Source organism: Pseudomonas multiresinivorans (genome assembly GCF_012971725.1).
Lineage (GTDB): Bacteria > Pseudomonadota > Gammaproteobacteria > Pseudomonadales > Pseudomonadaceae > Pseudomonas > Pseudomonas multiresinivorans.
Map to the genome: position 1 here is coordinate 5,134,319 of NZ_CP048833.1, position 15,290 is coordinate 5,149,608.

The window sequence follows — 15,290 nt, forward strand, 5'->3', positions numbered from 1 at the left end:
GCCCACCTCAGGCCCAGGCCGACCGGCCGCGGCGGCTCGCGTAGAGCGCCAGCAGGACGAAGAAGGAGAAGATCACCATGCCGCCGGCCAGCCAGTGCGCCTGGGCGTACTCCATGGCCTCGACGTGATCGAAAATCTGTACCGACACCACGCGGGTCTTGCCCGGAATGTTGCCGCCGATCATCAGCACCACGCCGAACTCGCCCACCGTGTGGGCGAAGCCGAGGATGCTGGCGGTGATGAAGCCCGGCCGCGCCAGCGGCAGGACCACCGAGAAGAAGGTATCCAGGGGGCTCGCACGCAGTGTGGCGGCGGCCTCCAGCGGTTTGTCGCCGATCGCCTCGAAGGCGTTCTGCAACGGCTGCACCACGAAGGGCAGCGAATAGAACACCGAGCCCACCACGAGCCCGGCGAAGGTGAACGGCAGCCGCCCCAGGCCCAGGCTCTCGGTCGCCTGACCGATGAAGCCGTTGGGGCCCATGGTGATCAGCAGGTAGAAGCCGATCACCGTCGGCGGCAGCACCAGCGGCAGCGCCACCACCGCTCCCAGCGGGCCTTTCAGCCAAGAGCGGGTGCGCGACAGCCACCAGGCGATCGGCGTGCCGATCAGCAGGAGGATCAGGGTGCTCAGGGCGGCCAGCTCGATGGTGAGCCGGATGGCCAGGAAATCCTCCTGCGTGAGGGGCATTGCCTATTCCTTCAGAGAATCAGAGTTCGTAGCCGTAGGACTTGATCACCGCAGCGGCTTTCGGGCCCTTGAGGTACTCGACCAGGGCCTTGGCGGCGGCGCTGTCCTTGCCCTTGTTGAGGATCACGGCGTCCTGGCGGATCGGGTCGTGCAGGTCGGCCGGGACGATCCAGGCGGAACCGCTGGTCACCTTGCCATCCTTGTAGATCTGCGACAACGCCACGAAGCCCAGCTCCGCGTTGCCGGTGGAGACGAACTGGAAGGCCTGGGTGATGTTCTGGCCTTCGACGATCTTGCCGGCGACCTTGTCCTTCAGGCCGAGCTTGTCGATCACCTGGGTAGCGGCCAGGCCGTAAGGCGCGGCTTTCGGGTTGGCAATGGACAGGTGCTTGTACTCGTTCTTCTTCAGCACCTCGCCCTTGGCATCGACGTAGCCGTCTTTTGCCGACCACAGCGCCAGGGTGCCGATGGCATAAGTGAAGCGCGAACCGGGGACGATTTCCTTCTCGGCTTCGAGTTTCTTCGGCGTGCTGTCGTCGGCGGCGAGGAAGACTTCGAACGGCGCGCCGTTCTTGATCTGGGTGTAGAACTGGCCGGTGGCGCCGTAGGCGGCGACCAGCTTGTGGCCGGTGTCCTTCTCGAAGTCCTTGGCGATCGCCTGGATCGGCGCGGTGAAGTTGGCGGCCACGGCGACCTGCACTTCATCGGCCAGCGCCGAGTGCAGGGTGAAGCAGGAAGCGACCAGCAGGGACAGGCTTGCGAAGCGGTGTTTCATCGTGATGCTCCAGTGGGTTGTTGTTTTCAAGCGTGGAATCGTCAGGACTCGTCTATAAACTCGGTTCAGCCCCGTGTTACGTCCGGCCAGTGGCCGGCCATGCAAAACGCTCGAGGAGAATCAGTTCATGAAGGTCAGTGCACGCAACGTCTTCAAGGGCAGCGTCAAGCAACTGCGCAACGGTGCGGTGAACGCGGAAGTCGTGGTCGCCCTGCCCGGCGGCAGCGAACTGGTGGCGATCGTCACCGAGGAAAGCGTCAAGAGCCTGGGCCTGGCCCAGGGCAAGGACGTCATCGCGCTGGTCAAGGCTCCTTGGGTGATGCTGATGACCGAGGCCGAGGACATCCGCCTGTCCGCCCGCAACTGCCTGAGCGGCACCGTGAAAACCGTCACCGACGGCGCCGTGAATGCCGAGGTGGTGCTGGGCCTGCCGGGCGGCACCGAAGTGGTCGCCGTGGTCACCCGCGATGCGGTCAGCGAGCTCGGCCTGGCGGCTGGCGTGAAGGCGACTGCAGTGATCAAAGCGTCCCATGTAATCCTCGGTGTTCCTGCCTGAAACCCTGCACGGGCCTGTCGTCGACAGGTCCGCCTGCCGTGCCTGCAAGCGCTCGTTATAGCAAAAATTACATAACGATACCGGTGACTCTGCAATACCCCCTAAGAGAGACTGATCTCAAAGGGCTATTTACCGTAGGGATAGGATGCAGAGTGACGCGGCGGGCGCCATCAGCGGGTGATGGCACCGCAGCATTCTGCATTTTTTGACTTCAAGGTCAAATACTGTCTTCGACCTTCGGTGCCTGGCGGCGAGGCCACAGCAGTGTGAAGCATGCCCCGCCGAGCACTTCGCTTTTGGCGATCTGCGCGCGACCGCCGTGCCAGTGGATGATCCGCCGTACGATGGAAAGCCCCAACCCATGCCCGCCGGTGACCCGCGCGCGACTGTCGTCGGCGCGGAAGAACGGCTGGAACAAACGGTGCCACTGCGCTTCGGGAACGCCAGGGCCGTCGTCTTCCACGTCGACCTGGCAGCGATCCACGCTCACCCGGTAACTCACCCGCACCCGCCCTTCGGCGTAGCGCAGCGCATTGGTCATCAGGTTCTGCAGGGCGCGATGCAGGTAGCGCGGCTCGGCCTCGATCCAGCTGCCCTGGTCGAACGGCACCAACGCACCCGGCTCGCAGGTGACGGTGATTTCCCGGCGCAGCGGCGCGATCTCCGACACCACCTGCTCCACCAGCGCGCCCAGTTCGATGCGCTGATAGGCCAGGGCCGGCGAACCTTGCTCCAGCCGCGCATAGGTGAGCATCTCGTCCACCAACTGGTCGAGGTCCTGGATGTCGCCATCCATGCCTTCCATGTACTTGCGCCGCGCCGTCTCAGTCTCGGCGGACTCGATCATCTCCAGCCCGAAGCGCAGCCGCGCCACCGGTGTGCGCAGCTCGTGGGACACCGCGCGCACCAGCTCGCGCTGCACCGTCAGCAACAGGTGCAACTGCTCGGCCATGTGGTTGAAGGCCCCGGCGAGGCGCCCCACCGAGTCCGCCCCGCGCACTTCCACGCGGGTATCCAGGCTGCCGCGGGCGATGCGCGTGGCGGCGGATTCGAGGCCGCGCAGGCGCTGCTCCAGCCCGCTGATCAACAGGTACAAGGTCAGACCGATGAGCGTCAGCGCGACGACCACGATGATCGTCAGCAACTGCGGCGGGTACGGGTTCATCTGGTAGATCGGCCCCAGCTCCAGCACCCAGGGCGTGTCGAGGATGCCCGAGAGCACGCGGATCGAATCACCGCCCTTGCCCAGCGCCATCACCGTATCGCCCTCTTCCACCCGGCGACTCTGGTCGTCGTCGAGGTCGACCTCCTTCAGGCGCAGCAGGTGCACCTCGAAGCCGAAGCGCTTGTCGCGGACGATGCGCGCCAGGTGATAAGGCTGCTCGCTGGCCGGGTAGCGCTTGAGTTCGTCCATCAGCAGGTAGATGGTCGCACGCGCCAACTGCTCGCTGACCTGCTCCACCTCGCCGGTGAGGATCAGCCCTTCAGCCGCGCTCACCTGGGTCATCACCTTCACTTCATGGGGCGCGCCAGCCTGCACCAGCACCTGGTCGTTCATCAGCCGCGCGCGGCTGCGCCCTTCCATGCCCAGCGCGTCCAGGCTGGTGAGCTTCAGCGGAATGCCCAGCAGGCGGCTCCACTGGCTCAGTGCGCGCTTGCGGTCCACCTCGCTCATGGGCAGCAGCTCGTCCGCCATCAGGCGGAAGGTGCCGCGCGCCAGGTCTTCGCGGTAGCGCTCGCCGCGCACGTCGTTGACCAGGTGCAGGGTCAGCACGGCCAGCGCGGCGACCGCCACCAGGGTCAGCAGCATGCCACCGTAGATGCGCAGGAAGATGGATTTCATGGGTGGTTAATCCCGGCGGGCATGGCGCAGGTGAGGAGCGCCCTCACCCTAGCCCTCTCCCAGGGGGAGAGGGGACGGTTCGGCGTGCGCGCGAAGATTGGCGTTCTACTTGGATGACCCGGCAGGCCTCGATCATGAGAGGACAACGCCGAATCGGTTGCCGGCACGGACGGCCCCCTCTCCCCTTGGGAGAGGGCTGGGGTGAGGGCCAGCACGAGCGCGAGATTCACCCGGCCTCCCCAGCATTAAGCAACCCGTAGTAGTCGAGGCTGAGGAACGCCCCGTCCTTCACCTCGCACTCACGCCGCCGACCTTCCAGCGTGAAGCCCTGGCGCAGCAGCAAGCGGCCGCTGGCGAGGTTCTCGGACTCCACCTCGGCTTCGATGCGATGCACGTGCATGTCGCGGAAGGCGTGGCGGCAGATCAGCGGCAGGCATTCGCTCATCACGCCCTGCCCCCAATGTTCGGGCAACAGCCAGTAGCCCAGTTCAAGACGACGGTGCTCCTGCTGCCAATTGTTGAAGCCGCAGCCGCCGAGGATGTCCTCCGGCGCCTCCGGCCAGCAGATTGCCCACCAGATACCGCTGCCTTCCTTATGCAGGCGCTCGAACCACTCCATCTGCTCGCGGGTGGCCTCCAGCGTCGCGTAGGAGACGCCGTAGTAACGGATCACCTCGGGGTGCGACAGCGCGCGGAATACCGTCGGCTGGTCGGCATCGGTGAAGGCGCGCAGGCGGAAGCGCTCGCCGTGCAGCTCGGGGAACGGTGGCACGGCGCTCACGGCTCAGAGCTCCCCGACGAACAGGTAGCCCTTGCTGCGCACCGTCTTGATCAGGCGCGGGTGCATCGGGTCGTCGCCGATCTTCGGGCGGATGCGCGAGATGCGCACGTCGATGGAGCGGTCCTGGCCGTCGTACTCGATGCCGCGCAGGGAGTTGAAGATTTCCTCGCGGGAGAGGATGCGCCCGGCGTTGGCCGCCAGCAGCCAGAGCAGGTCGAACTCGGCGCTGGTCAGCTCGATGGTCTGCTCGTCCAGCCAGGCCTCGCGCATGGCATTGTCGATCACCAGCTTGCCGAAGGTCAGGCGCTTGCCGGCAACGGCCGGTACGGTCTCGGCCGGCTCGCTGCGCCGCAGCAGGGCGCGAATGCGCGCCAGCAGCACGCGCGGGCGCACCGGCTTGCACACGTAATCGTCGGCGCCCATCTCCAGGCCCTGCACCTGATCCATGTCGTCGGTGCGCGCGGTGAGCATCAGGATCGGGCCGTCATAGTCCGGGCGCAGGCGCTTGCAGATGGACAGCCCATCCTCACCCGGCAGCATCAGGTCGAGCACCACCAGGTCCGGCCGCTCGGCCAGCACCCGCTCCACTGCCTTGCCGCCGTGGGACTCGATGGACACCGCCAGGCCGTTGCTCTCCAGGTAGTCCTGGGTCAACTCGGCCAGTCGCTGGTCGTCCTCGACGATGAGAATGCGCGCTTCTTGTTCCACCTTGCCTCCTGATGCGCCATGAGCGAGCGCGGGCACTCTTACTAACAGAGAGTAACTATAGAGAGCCCGCAAAAGCGGCCGGCATTGTAGCCAGATTGCCAGCCCCGCGGCACGCCACCGGCGTAAGCAGGCATTGCGCGAAAAGGTCAAGGGCTGCGCGGTGAGAAACACTACATATTGTGGTAGTGTTCCTTCCCGCACAGCCCCTCCGATGCGTGTGAAAAATCTCTCACCAACCACGACGAACGGTGAAAGGCAGACAGCATCAGGGATAGCGCGAGTTACCCCGCTTCACCCACATTCCATGCACATTTTATCCACAGCTTTTCCCCGTCGCCCCGCCTTGCAAACACCCCCATAGCGCATTATCTTGTATCCCCGTTGCGGTATACCCCTACATCTTGGGGTTACCACCACGAACCGGACACAAGAAGAAAGTCGAAATCCCGAGCCTGTTCCACGGCTCCTCCGGTTCCACCACAACGTATTCCAGACGTACTGAGGTGCCAGGCGGCCCAGCCCGCAAGGAGCGATTCATGTCGATGGAAATGCGGTACGGGTGTTGCAACGTAACGTTCAACACCACTAGGTATTGTGGTCCCGGCCCGTAAAGCCGGCACCCGAGTTGGGCCAGGGAGGCGCTTCGGGTCATTCCCCCTGTTCCAGACGAATTCCAGCTCGCGGCTGCAACCGCGGGCGACTGCTCTTTTTGCTCTTTATTTCGGGACGGCGCTTCCAGCGTCAGCAACACACCAAATTACGAGAACGTGGAGACAACCACCCATGCAAATCGACACCACTCGCGAGAACCCGCAGGCCAACGCGCCGCAGGCCGCCGAATCCGCACAGGATCTGGCCGCCACTGCGCCCGGCCAGCTGCGCGTGATCAAGCGCAACGGCACCGTAGTTCCCTACACCGATGACAAGATCACCGTAGCCATCACCAAGGCGTTCCTCGCCGTGGAAGGCGGCACCGCCGCCGCCTCGTCGCGCATCCATGAGACCGTGCGCCGCCTGACCGAACAGGTCACCGCGACCTTCAAGCGCCGCATGCCCTCCGGTGGCACCATCCACATCGAAGAGATCCAGGACCAGGTTGAACTGTCCCTGATGCGTGCCGGCGAGCAGAAGGTTGCCCGCGACTACGTGATCTACCGCGAAGCCCGCGCCAACGAGCGCAAGACCGCCGGTAACGCCAGCGACATCGCCCAGCCGCACCCGAGCATCCGCATCACCAAGGCCGACGGCAGCACCCAGCCGCTGGACATGGGCCGCCTGCAGACCATCATCCGCGAAGCCTGCGAAGGCCTGGCCGAAGTCGATGGCAGCCTGATCGAACGCGAAACCCTGAAGAACCTGTACGACGGCGTCGCCGAGAAGGACGTCAACACCGCCCTGGTGATGACCGCCCGTACCCTGGTCGAGCGCGAGCCGAACTACTCCTACGTCACCGCCCGCCTGCTGATGGACACCCTGCGCGCCGAAGCCCTGGGCTTCCTGGGCGTCGCCGAGAGCGCCACTCACCACGAGATGGCCGACCTCTACGCCAAGGCCCTGGCCGCCTACGTCGAGAAAGGCTCCGAGTTCGAGCTGATCGACAGCAAGCTCAAAGGCTACGACCTGGCCAAACTGGGCGCCGCGATCAACCACGAGCGCGACCAGCAGTTCACCTACCTCGGCCTGCAGACCCTGTACGACCGCTACTTCATCCACAAGGACGGCATCCGTTTCGAACTGCCGCAGGTCTTCTTCATGCGCGTGGCCATGGGCCTGGCCATCGAAGAGAAGGACCGTGAAGCTCGCGCCATCGAGTTCTACAACCTGCTCTCCTCGTTCGACTACATGTCGTCGACCCCGACCCTGTTCAACGCCGGCACCCTGCGTCCGCAGCTGTCCTCCTGCTACCTGACCACCGTGCCGGACGACCTGTCGGGCATCTACAACGCGATCCACGACAACGCCATGCTGTCGAAATTCGCCGGTGGCCTGGGCAACGACTGGACTCCGGTGCGCGCGCTGGGCTCCTACATCAAGGGCACCAACGGCAAATCCCAGGGCGTCGTCCCCTTCCTGAAAGTGGTGAACGACACCGCCGTCGCTGTGAACCAGGGCGGCAAGCGCAAGGGCGCCGTCTGTGCCTACCTGGAAACCTGGCACCTGGACATCGAGGAATTCCTCGAGCTGCGCAAGAACACCGGTGACGACCGTCGCCGTACCCACGACATGAACACCGCGAACTGGATTCCGGACCTGTTCATGAAGCGCGTCTTCGACGACGGCAAGTGGACCCTGTTCTCCCCGTCCGAAGTACCGGACCTGCACGATCTGACCGGCAAGGCCTTCGAAGAGCGCTACGAGTATTACGAAGCCCTGACCGAGTACAACAAGATCAAGGTGTTCAAGGTCGTCCAGGCCAAGGACCTGTGGCGCAAGATGCTCTCCATGCTCTTCGAGACCGGCCACCCGTGGCTGACCTTCAAGGACCCGTGCAACCTGCGCAGCCCGCAGCAGCACGTGGGCGTGGTCCACAGCTCGAACCTGTGCACCGAGATCACCCTGAACACCAACAAGGACGAGATCGCGGTCTGCAACCTGGGCTCGATCAACCTGGTCAACCACATCGTCGACGGCAAGCTGGACACCGCCAAGCTCGAGAAGACCGTGAAGACCGCCGTGCGCATGCTCGATAACGTTATCGACATCAACTACTACTCGGTCCCGCAGGCTCGCAACTCGAACCTCAAGCACCGCCCGGTTGGCCTGGGCATCATGGGCTTCCAGGACGCGCTGTACCTGCAACACATCGCCTACGGTTCCGACGCTGCCATCGAGTTCGCCGACAAGTCCATGGAAGCGGTGAGCTACTTCGCCATCCAGGCTTCCTGTGACCTGGCCGACGAGCGTGGCGCCTACGAGACCTTCGACGGCTCCCTGTGGTCCAAGGGCATCCTGCCGCTGGACTCCCAGCAGATCCTCATCGAAGCCCGTGGCCAGAAGTACATCGACGTCGACCTGACCGAATCCCTCGACTGGGCTCCGGTCCGTGCCCGCGTACAGAAAGGCATTCGTAACTCGAACATCATGGCCATCGCGCCGACCGCGACCATCGCCAACATCACCGGTGTATCGCAGTCCATCGAGCCGACCTACCAGAACCTGTACGTGAAATCGAACCTCTCCGGCGAGTTCACCGTGATCAACCCCTACCTGGTTCGCGACCTGAAAGCGCGCGGCCTGTGGGACCCGGTCATGGTCAACGACCTGAAGTACTACGACGGCTCCGTGCAGCAGATCGAGCGCATCCCGCAAGACCTGAAAGACCTGTACGCCACCGCCTTCGAAGTCGAGACCAAGTGGATCGTCGACGCCGCCAGCCGCCGCCAGAAGTGGATCGATCAGGCCCAGTCCCTGAACCTCTACATCGCCGGCGCCTCGGGCAAGAAACTGGACGTGACCTACCGCATGGCGTGGTTCCGTGGCCTGAAAACCACCTACTACCTCCGTGCCCTGGCCGCCACCAGCACCGAGAAGTCCACCATCAACACCGGCAAGCTCAACGCCGTGTCCGCCGGTGGCAACGATGGCCTGCAAGCCGCAGCCGCCGAGCCGCAACCGGCTCCGGTACCGCAAGCCTGCTCCATCGACAACCCCGACTGCGAAGCCTGCCAGTAATGGAGTAAGCGGTCCTCGGAACGGTCCGCGCGTCGTTGCCCGGCAGGTCGGCCCCCATCACGTACAGTCGTACGCTCAGGGGCTCCGACCTACCAGGCGCCTAGCGCGGCCTCGCTCCGAGGCACCGCCAGAACTCCGCAGCTTCACAGTCCCCTCTCCCTTCGGAGCGGGGCGCGCAGTCAGGGTTAGGGAGAGGGGCTCTTGATCCCTCCCCGCAAATTCGAGCTTTAGCGTGCACCCATCACGCAACCAGACACCAGGCCGCCACAGAGCGGCCCACCAGGAGAGGACCCCCATGCTGAGCTGGGACGAATTCGACAAAGAAGACGCCACCGAAGCCAAGGCCGCCCCGGCCGTCGCCCAGGCCGCCGCGCAGAACGCTGACAAACTCGACGCCGACGCCGCAGGCTCCGTCGAAGAAGCGCGCGCCGTATCCGCCAACGACTCCGACGCCGTCGCCCGTGCCAAGCAGGCCCTCGACGCCCTGGACATCCAGGAAGGCCTGGACGATCTCGAAGGCTCCGCCGCCCGCGTACAAGTCGGCGACAAGCAGATGATCAACGCCCGCGCCGACCTCAACCAGCTCGTACCCTTCAAGTACGACTGGGCCTGGCAGAAGTATCTGGATGGTTGCGCCAACCACTGGATGCCCCAGGAAGTGAACATGAACGCCGACATTGCCCTGTGGAAGAGCAAGGACGGCCTCAGCGAAGACGAACGCCGCATCGTCATGCGCAACCTCGGCTTCTTCTCCACCGCCGACTCCCTGGTTGCCAACAACCTGGTGCTGGCCGTGTACCGCCTGATCACCAACCCCGAGTGCCGCCAGTACATCCTGCGCCAGGCCTTCGAGGAAGCGATCCACACCCACGCCTACCAGTACTGCATCGAGTCGCTGGGCATGGATGAAGGCGAAATCTTCAACATGTACCACGAGATTCCTTCGGTCGCGAAGAAAGCCTCCTGGGGCCTGAAGTACACCCGCTCGATCTCCGATCCGAAGTTCGAAACCGGCACCCCGGAAACCGACCGCCAGTTCCTGCGCAACCTGATCGCCTACTACTGCGTCCTGGAAGGCATCTTCTTCTACTGCGGCTTCACCCAGATCCTCTCCATGGGCCGCCGCAACAAGATGACCGGCACCGCCGAGCAGTTCCAGTACATCCTGCGCGACGAATCCATGCACCTGAACTTCGGCATCGACGTGATCAACCAGATCAAGATCGAAAACCCGCACCTGTGGGATGCCCAGATGAAGGACGAGGCCACCCAGATGATCCTCCAGGGCACCCAGCTGGAGATCGAATACGCACGCGACACCATGCCGCGCGGCGTACTGGGCATGAACGCGGCGATGATGGAGGACTACCTCAAGTTCATCGCCAACCGCCGCCTGACCCAGATCGGCCTCAAAGAGGAATACCCGGGCACCAGCAACCCGTTCCCGTGGATGAGCGAAATCATGGACCTGAAGAAGGAAAAGAACTTCTTCGAGACCCGCGTGATCGAGTACCAGACCGGCGGCGCGCTGAGCTGGGACTGACGGAAGTAGTAGCAACACCGCAAGTCAAGACCATTAGAAACGCTGTAGACCGAAATGGATTTTTGGGGCAGTGATAGAAAGACAAAAGCCCCGCCATTGTGCGGGGCTTTTTTATTGAGATATATAAAATGACTGGAATCTTGGAAACCATATCCCTCGAAAGCGCAATCAAGCTTTCACTACCGACAGCAAAGAAAATATTCTCATCTAAAATTCAACCACTAATTGAAACAACACTCACCTCTTACTTTAAAAATAAATCAGCCATAAAAAGCTTTGAAGAGAACTCTATAGACTATCTCTCAAACCTCGGCGGCCAGTGCTCAATAATAAACACTATCGCCTTTCAGAACACCCCTAAAAGACTAGATGACCTCTACATCCCGCTAACACTCACAACCCCAGAAAAGACAATCTCAATAAAAATAACCGAAAATTCAGATCTCTTCAAAATTGGAAACAGGATACTAATAAACGACTCAGCCGGGATGGGAAAATCCACACTATCCAAGCGGGTGGTGCTTAACACTCTAAGCACCAACACCGAGATACCTGTATACCTTGAACTTAGAAAAGTAAACAAAACAACAATTTTAGAAAGCATAAAGAAAAGACTTGGCATAAAAAACGAAACCAGTTCAGAAATCCTCAAAGAACTCCCTCTTCAGTTTATCTTTGATGGACTCGACGAAGTACCGAGCGACTTAAAGCAGTCAACAACAGAGGATCTACGGAGCTTCATAAATTTCATTGGAGACTCCGCCAATATTTTAATCACATCCAGAAATGAGGCTTACCTTTCTGAGTTCTATGACTTCATACACCTCTCAATTAAACCATTAAAAAGAGAGGAGGCTTATGACCTAATAAAAAAATACGACCCTAGCGATGAGATATCAAGACCTCTCATCGAAGGGATACAGCAGGCAGGAGCAAGCATAAGAGAGTTCCTCTCCACCCCTCTTTATGTTTCTTTGCTATTTTGCTCATATCGGTTCAAGTCAGCCATACCACAGAAAAAGAACCTATTTTACTCTCAAGTGTATGATGCCCTATTTGAGTCACACGACCTAAGTAAAGAGGCATCATTTGTACGTACAAAAAACTGCACTCTCGACTCAACAGACTTTCATTCGGTACTCAGAAGGCTCGGCTTTTGGTGTCTAAGCAGCAATGGCAAGATCGAATTTCAAAAAGATGAGCTAGAAATAATAGTATCCAAGATAATCGGGAGCATGAATGGGATCAACTGCAACCCCTCTAGCTTCACACTAGACCTTGTAACTACAGTCCCCCTTTTTGTAAGAGAGGGACCAATTCTTCGTTGGTCGCACAAATCCTTAATGGAGTACTTTGCTGCAATGTTTATTTGCAGCGATACAAAGTCAAAGCAGGAAGAAATCCTTCTAAAACTATACAATAGCGACCTATCCGAGAGCTATAAGAACGTCTTTGAACTATGTTCCGATATCGATTACACCACTTTTAGATCAAGCATCGTAAAACAGCTGCTGACAGAAACCTTAGATCACTACAAAATTCTCCTAGAAGAATTCACCCCACAAGACATCCCTCTTGATGAAATTAAGAAAAGGGCAGGAATCACTGCATATCAAAATATAGGGTTCGCACTACTGAGAGAATTTAATCCCGAAAACTCAAAAAAAGTATGGTCAAACAAAAAATACACAACCCCATATCTTGAGGCATTTCCAAAATCTCAGAAATACACCGAAATGGTAGCTCACCTGACAGCAAAGACCCCGTCAGCAGGAGTATATTTCATATACAACACCACCAAACATATAACCACCCTAAGAATACTTTCAGAGAAGTCCCCTAACACTGTGACATCTGAAGATAAAAAAACATCTCAGATCGCAAAAGAAATAAGAAAGTCCCCAACACTAAAGAATGGTACTTTCTATGTCATTAACAACCAGAAAGACTCCCCCTGCAACTCCAAGGAAAACTTCTCGATAGTCAATAAAATAATTCGCCTTGGCAGCATATATATGATAAGCATAGATGCTGCCAAGGAAGAGCTTGATTCAATAAGCTCTGACTCAAGCAATGGAATTGAAGATCTGCTGAACAATCTATAGTTGTATGTAACGCGCGTTTGTGTGGGTTGCAAACGCGCTAAAACAACACTTATGCTCGCCTATAGCGCCTAAGAAACGCTTCACGTAGCGGCAATACTGCTCCCGAAAGCAGCGGTGTACCCATTGAGGAAATGGATATGCCTTTCCCTCTTCGCCTTCACCCCAAAGGCGCCTCGCTGTACCCACCCTCTTCACCCTCCTTCCCGGAGGTGCGCCATGTCTGAAGAGTTCCTGATCCCCACCGAATTCACCCGCCACAAGCGCCTGCTGCGCGCCGTGCTGCTGGAAGACCAGTGCTGGTTCTGTGCCCACGACCTGGGCCGGCTGATCGGCTCGCCTTATCTGGCCGAGCGCGTGGAGCGCAACCTGGACGACGACCAGTTCCGGCGCGCCTGGGTGCGCGATGGCAATGGCGAATACGTCGATGAGTTGCTGATCAGCGAGTCGGGCGCCTATGCCGCGTTGATCCACTACTTCCATCCGGAGAATCGCAGCGTGCGGCAGTGGTTGTCGCAGCAGGTGATTCCGACGTTGCGCGACCAGCACCGCACCAGCCTGGGCGAGCCACGCCGGGAAATGCTGCGCGGGCCGACGGAGTCGTTGTCGGTGTTGAGGTGGCAAGGGGTGTTGTGGGTGCCGTATCGGCAGTGGCCGGAGTTGAGTGCCCGGCTGGAGGGTGGTGCGTAGGATGGCGTGGAGCGGAGCGATACCCATCGCTGCGCTGATCTGCCGTAGGAGCGGACTTTGTCCGCGATGTGTTTGCCTCGCGCCGTGGTTTCCCGCGTCGCGCCGGCGTGCGCGCGGGCTTTTTTGTTTCGCCCCCTCGGGCGACCCACTTTGGCAAACGCCCAAAAGTGGGCAAAGGTCTCGCCCCTCCATCCGGCTTTTCGCTTCGCGAAAAGTACCCTCGGTTCTTCGGAGTTTCAGGGGCCCGCGGCGAAGGGCCGTCCCTGGCCCATCGCCGCTCTCGCGACATCCATGTCGCTCAACCCCTGAAACTCCGATCACCTTCGGCCTCCTGAAAGGGGCATTCGGAGTGTGCGGATATTTTTCTGGAAGACTCACAAAAGCCAAAGCGAGAGCCGGGGCCGAAGCCGGCAACTTTGTAGGAGCGAGCTTGCTCGCGAACCGCACTCTGCCGCCGCCCGGCAATGGCTTTTGTACGGTCAGTCGGAGGTGTTCCGCGAGTTTGCGATGCCGATGCTTTCGGCGCGCGGGTATTGATGGGTATCACTGCGCTCCACGCCATCCTACGTTCTTGCTACGCCGTGACTTCGAGGTGGATGGAAATTCTGGAGACAAAGGAAATCCGCTTCTACGGAGAACGTATCCGCACAGCTTTGGCTTTGGCTTTGGCTTTGGCTTTGGCTTTGGCTTTGGCTTTGGCTTTGGCTTTGGCTTTGGCTTTGGCTTTGGCTTTGGCTTTGGCTTTGGCTTTGGCTTGATAAGTCTTCCAGAGAAACATCCGCACGCGCCGAGTGCCCCGTTCAGGAGGCCTCGTTGAATTGGAGTTTCAGGGGTTGAGCGGCATGGATGCCGCGAGAGCCGCGATGGGCCAGGGATGGCCCTTCGCGGCGTGCCCCTGAAACTTCGATTCAACGAGGGAATTTTTCGCCTAGGCGAAAAACCGGATGTCCGGGGCAAGACCTTTGCCCACTTTGGGGCGTTTGCCAAAGTGGGTCGCCCGAGGGGGCGAAACAAGAAGCCGACGCGCACGCCGGTGCGACGCGGGAAACCAAGGCACGAGGCAAACACATCGCGGACAAAGTCCGCTCCTACGAACAGGCACCGCGCCGCGGCGGTTCGCGAGCAAGCTCGCTCCTACAAAAGAAAAAGCGGAGCCCCATGCGAGGCTCCGCTTTTCGTTGTGCCGGGAGAATTACTTGCCCGCAGTCAGCGCGTTATAGCTGGTCATCAGATTCCGATAATCCGGAATGTGATTCGAGCACAGCGCCGCCAGCCCTTCGATATCGTTGCGCCAGTCGCGGTGCAGTTCACAGGCCACGCCGAACCAGGTCATCAGCTGCGCGCCGGCCGCTTCCATCCGGCGCCAGGCCGCGTCGCGGGTCATCTCGTTGAAGGTGCCGGACGCATCCGCCACCACGAACACATCAAAGCCTTCAGCAAGGGCCGACAGCGCCGGGAACGCCACGCACACCTCGGTCACCACGCCGGCGATGATCAGTTGCTTCTTGCCGGTGGCCTTCACTGCCTTGACGAAGTCCTCGTTGTCCCAGGCGTTGATCTGGCCAGGGCGGGCGATGTACGGCGCGTCCGGGAACTGCGCTTTCAGCTCGGGAACCAGCGGGCCGTTGGGGCCGGTTTCGAAGCTGGTGGTGAGGATGGTCGGCAGGTTGAAGAACTTGGCCAGGTCACCCAGAGCGAGGACGTTGTTCTTGAACTTGTCCGGATCGATGTCGCGGACCAGTGAGAGCAGACCGGCCTGGTGATCGACCAGCAGTACGGCGGCGTTGTCTTTGTCCAGGCGGTTGTAGGTAGCGTTGGTCATGGTGAAATCCTCGATTTGCTTTCAGTGGGTGCCGGCGTTGCCGGAAAGGGTTTGGACTCGTTTTGCAGTGCGTCACTGCATGGAGCAAAGATTAATTTCGACACCCTTGA

Annotated in this window: 12 protein-coding genes; 6 read left to right on the plus strand and 6 right to left on the minus strand. The window is 60.2% G+C overall.

All coding sequences use genetic code 11. The features are described 5' to 3' along the window. Window positions 1–7: 7 nt before the first annotated feature. Window positions 8–688: a molybdate ABC transporter permease subunit gene (gene modB / locus G4G71_RS23550; protein ID WP_037017928.1), complete on the minus strand. Its 681-nt coding sequence runs from the start codon at window positions 686–688 to the stop codon at window positions 8–10. 19 nt (window positions 689–707) lie between these two features. Continuing rightward, window positions 708–1,463 carry a molybdate ABC transporter substrate-binding protein gene (gene modA / locus G4G71_RS23555; RefSeq protein WP_064979703.1) on the minus strand — a complete coding sequence of 252 codons (756 nt, stop codon included), beginning with the start codon at window positions 1,461–1,463 and terminating at the stop codon, window positions 708–710. Window positions 1,464–1,590: 127 nt separating this feature from the next. On the opposite strand from modA, the gene G4G71_RS23560 reads away from it, so the two are divergent. Next, window positions 1,591–2,019 (plus strand): TOBE domain-containing protein, encoded by a 429-nt coding sequence (locus G4G71_RS23560; RefSeq protein ID WP_169940598.1) that lies wholly within the window; start codon window positions 1,591–1,593, stop codon window positions 2,017–2,019. Window positions 2,020–2,236: 217 nt separating this feature from the next. On the opposite strand, the gene G4G71_RS23565 is transcribed toward G4G71_RS23560, so the two are convergent. The 3 genes from G4G71_RS23565 to G4G71_RS23575 all read right to left on the minus strand — a co-directional run bounded on the left by G4G71_RS23565 (window position 2,237) and on the right by G4G71_RS23575 (window position 5,351). Continuing rightward, window positions 2,237–3,862, minus strand: a complete 1,626-nt coding sequence (locus G4G71_RS23565; protein WP_205896249.1) for an ATP-binding protein — start codon at window positions 3,860–3,862, stop codon at window positions 2,237–2,239. Window positions 3,863–4,088: 226 nt separating this feature from the next. Further along, complete coding sequence (locus G4G71_RS23570) at window positions 4,089–4,643, minus strand: GNAT family N-acetyltransferase (RefSeq protein WP_169940600.1); 555 nt, start codon at window positions 4,641–4,643, stop codon at window positions 4,089–4,091. 3 nt (window positions 4,644–4,646) lie between these two features. Further along, window positions 4,647–5,351, minus strand: a complete 705-nt coding sequence (locus G4G71_RS23575; protein WP_169940602.1) for a response regulator — start codon at window positions 5,349–5,351, stop codon at window positions 4,647–4,649. Window positions 5,352–6,134: 783 nt separating this feature from the next. Here G4G71_RS23575 and G4G71_RS23580 point away from each other — a divergent pair. From G4G71_RS23580 to G4G71_RS30065, 5 genes are all read left to right on the plus strand, one after another. Next, the gene (locus tag G4G71_RS23580; RefSeq protein ID WP_054909345.1) at window positions 6,135–9,023 is read left to right on the plus strand and encodes a ribonucleoside-diphosphate reductase subunit alpha; all 2,889 of its coding nucleotides are present in this window, start codon (window positions 6,135–6,137) and stop codon (window positions 9,021–9,023) included. A gap of 295 nt (window positions 9,024–9,318) precedes the next feature. Then, window positions 9,319–10,566, plus strand: a complete 1,248-nt coding sequence (locus G4G71_RS23585) for a ribonucleotide-diphosphate reductase subunit beta (protein WP_045217833.1) — start codon at window positions 9,319–9,321, stop codon at window positions 10,564–10,566. A gap of 128 nt (window positions 10,567–10,694) precedes the next feature. Beyond that, entirely contained in the window at window positions 10,695–12,671 is a 1,977-nt protein-coding gene (locus G4G71_RS23590) for an NACHT domain-containing protein (protein ID WP_169940603.1), read from the plus strand. Between the two features lie 216 nt (window positions 12,672–12,887). Next, entirely contained in the window at window positions 12,888–13,358 is a 471-nt protein-coding gene (locus G4G71_RS23595) for a BRO-N domain-containing protein (RefSeq protein ID WP_169940605.1), read from the plus strand. A gap of 596 nt (window positions 13,359–13,954) precedes the next feature. Next, window positions 13,955–14,116 (plus strand): hypothetical protein, encoded by a 162-nt coding sequence (locus tag G4G71_RS30065; protein WP_169934899.1) that lies wholly within the window; start codon window positions 13,955–13,957, stop codon window positions 14,114–14,116. 434 nt (window positions 14,117–14,550) lie between these two features. Here G4G71_RS30065 and ycaC read toward each other — a convergent pair whose 3' ends face one another. Beyond that, window positions 14,551–15,180: an isochorismate family cysteine hydrolase YcaC gene (ycaC, locus tag G4G71_RS23605; RefSeq protein ID WP_045214256.1), complete on the minus strand. Its 630-nt coding sequence runs from the start codon at window positions 15,178–15,180 to the stop codon at window positions 14,551–14,553. Window positions 15,181–15,290: the final 110 nt, after the last annotated feature.